The organism is Candidatus Atribacteria bacterium (genome assembly GCA_011056645.1).
GTDB lineage: Bacteria > Atribacterota > Phoenicimicrobiia > Phoenicimicrobiales > Phoenicimicrobiaceae > Sediminicultor > Sediminicultor quartus.
In genome coordinates this window covers 1-2,963 of the sequence record DSEL01000156.1, presented here as the reverse complement: position 1 = coordinate 2,963, position 2,963 = coordinate 1, and the positions used below count along the sequence as shown (strand labels likewise).

Here is a 2,963-nt window from a genome sequence, read left to right as displayed (position 1 = left end):
CCGGCTATCTTTAATAAAGATAGCAGATTATCTTGCTGTCTATTATAGTACCCTAAGCAGAGTGACTAAAAAGAGTAGAGCGGGAAGATGAAGAGTGATATGGTAAAGCCCGACCCTCGTTACTCTTGCAAGATTTGTAGAGAAGCTTAGCAAAGTTTTTTAGTTAAAGTAGAAAGTAAGACCTAGGAAGAAAGTCAATAAATAGGTGTCTGTCCCTATTATTTCTTCTATGTAGATATTACTGAATTGATTAAGGCTATTGAAGGAAAGTTGGAAATTAGAGGGAAAAAATTAGGGGATGTAAAGGATGAATTCTTACGTAAGGAAAATCGGTTTAAAAAACTTTGGAAAATACGTCTTTCCTCTCAGATGGAATCAGTCCCTGAATTTAACAATGTTTACCGAGTAGTACGCCGAAAGTTTAGACAGGCAGGATTATTGGAATGAAGAATAACTTAAACCGAAAATTGCTAAAAGTAAAATATAGGATTACACCCTTTATCTGGTAAGAGGAATGTCAGAGACGGTTGTTCTGATAACAATAAATACAAAACGGAAGATGAAATAGGTGCTAAAACGATATTTGAAAAAGATTGGGTCAAGCTTCACAGTATTTAATCTGCTATAATGATACCGATGTGATCGATTCAAGAAAGGAGAAGTGTGACTTCGGATCCATACAGTCATACAAACGTTGCATGTACAGTTTTAAAAGCAGAGTAAGATATAGCGAATGTGATGAAAAATCCCACATGACCTTATCAGCACTGGTCAATTATTTACAGGACAGCTGCACTTTTCAATCAGAATCCTTAAATCTTGGGATGAAATACTGGGAGGATAAACGGGCTGCATGGGTACTCTCCTACTGGCATATTATTATAGAACGTTTCCCCAAATTAGGTGAAGAAATATCTATCAGCACATGGGCATATGGCTTTACCAGGTTCATGGGATATCGGAATTTTACAATTAAGGATAAGGATGAACAGGTGATTGCCCATGCTAATTCTTTGTGGGCATATGTGGATACGGAAACAGGGAAATTAAAAAGAGTAGATGAAGAACAAAAATTATTGTATTCGACCGAGCCTGCCTATCCTATGGAAGCCCTGTCCAGAAAAGTGGAAATCCCATCGGAGATGGAAGCGAAAGAAGCCTTTAAAGTACAACGATTCTACATAGATTCGAATCAACATGTGAACAATGAAAAATATATTCTGATGGCGATGGAATATCTAGCGAAGCATTCAAGGATTAACAGTGTACGGGTTGAATATCATCTTGCAGCTGTATTAGGGGATATGATCTACCCGCAGGTGGGAATAGAGGATAATAAGGTGACAGTGCTGCTCGGAAATGAAGATATGAAGCCATTTGCGGTAGTGCAATTTTTAGTGAGTAAAGATTATTAGAGGTTTTTTTAGAAGGAGATTTGAAAGAAAGAAAGAAAGAAAGAGGGATCGTAAGAAAAGTGTCAATAAAATGAATAAAATGGGGACAGACAGCTATTTTCTTTGACTTTAACTCTACGAAGACCTATAATTTAGATATGTCAAGAATAGCCCGAATCGTTGCGGTGGAATACCTACACCATATCACCCAAAGAGGAAATTATCGACAAAATATATTTTCTGATGATATCAACAGAAACAGATACCTTTCGCTTCTGAAAAAGGAAAGTAAGCGCTATCACCTGGTCATATCTTAATGTAATAGGAGATCTAAATGGAAAATAATATAGATTTAGTATTCAATTTAGGAATACTTGTGTCGATTAGCATCCTGGCAGGGTTTATTAATACCAACAAGAAATTTTATAAATATAAAATACTCTTGCAAGGAGTTTTATTCGGAAGCGCATCTATTTTGGGAATGCTTAATCCCCTGGTGTTGTCTCCCGGACTCATCTTTGATGGTCGGTCAGTGATGCTCAGTATCTGCGGTTTCTATTTTGGACCGATAGCAACGGCAATTGCTGCGATCATGGCGCTCACTCTGAGAGTGTACCAGGGCGGTCCTGGAGCTATTATGGGCGTTTCGGTGATTATCACTGCCTCAATGATCGGGGTAGGATTTCACTATTTCTATCAGAAAAAGGTGCAGCAAGTGTCTGTATGGGCGCTTTATCTTATGGGTATTTTGGTTCATACGGTGATGATTCTTTTGATGTTTACTTTACCGAAAGAACTCATCAGGAGTACTCTCAGAATTATTACTCTACCTGTGATGATAGCATATCCCCTGACCACCGTATTTGTTGGTAAAATTCTATCGGAGGCCAACATTAACTTCCAAATAAAGGAGCGTCAAGCCAACATATTAGAAGGTACCGATGCAGGCACCTGGGAATGGAATGTACAAACCGGGGAAACAATATTCAATGAACGCTGGGCGGAATTTATTGGTTACACACTAAAAGAACTTGCTCCTATTTCAATAAAAACATGGATGAAGTACACCCACCCGGATGATCTGAAAATTTCCAGACAACTGTTGGAACGCCATTTTTCTGGTGAATTACCATATTATAAATGCGAATGCCGCATGAAGAATAAAGACGGTAATTGGATATGGGTCCTGGATCGAGGCAAGGTCATTTCCCGGACTAAAGAGGGTAAACCTCTCTGGATGTACGGTACGCATCAGGACATCACCGATCTAAAACAAGCAGAAGAAAGACTCAAAAAAACCATGGACGAAACCATCGACACTATGTCCAGGATAATCGAAGCTAAAGACCCCTATACCTCCGGCCACCAGCACCGGGTCTGCCAGTTAGCCGTTCCCCTTGCCCGGGAATTAAGCCTTTCTCCAGATAAGATTGAAGGGATAAGGATAGCCTCTCTAATCCACGATATCGGAAAAATCGGCCTGCCTACTGAAATCTTAAGTAAACCCACCAAGCTTACTGATATAGAGTTCAGTCTAATAAAAGAACATCCTAAAATGGGATATGATAT

At 39.1% G+C, this 2,963-nt stretch carries 3 protein-coding genes; all 3 read left to right on the top strand.

What is annotated here, in order from left to right:
* Positions 1–246: 246 nt before the first annotated feature.
* The gene (locus ENO17_06730; protein HER24726.1) at positions 247–447 is read left to right on the top strand and encodes a hypothetical protein; all 201 of its coding nucleotides are present in this window, start codon (positions 247–249) and stop codon (positions 445–447) included.
* 251 nt (positions 448–698) lie between these two features.
* On the top strand, positions 699–1,415 hold the full coding sequence (locus ENO17_06725; GenBank protein HER24725.1) for an acyl-[acyl-carrier-protein] thioesterase: 717 nt from the start codon (positions 699–701) through the stop codon (positions 1,413–1,415).
* 742 nt (positions 1,416–2,157) lie between these two features.
* On the top strand, positions 2,158–2,963 hold an 806-nt coding region (locus ENO17_06720; GenBank protein HER24724.1), incomplete at its 3' end, for a PAS domain S-box protein.

Excerpts from the sequence above, each read along its gene's own strand:
- ENO17_06725 (HER24725.1), top strand. The coding sequence starts at position 699 with ATGTACAGTTTTAAAAGCAGAGTAAGATATAGCGAATGTGATGAAAAA.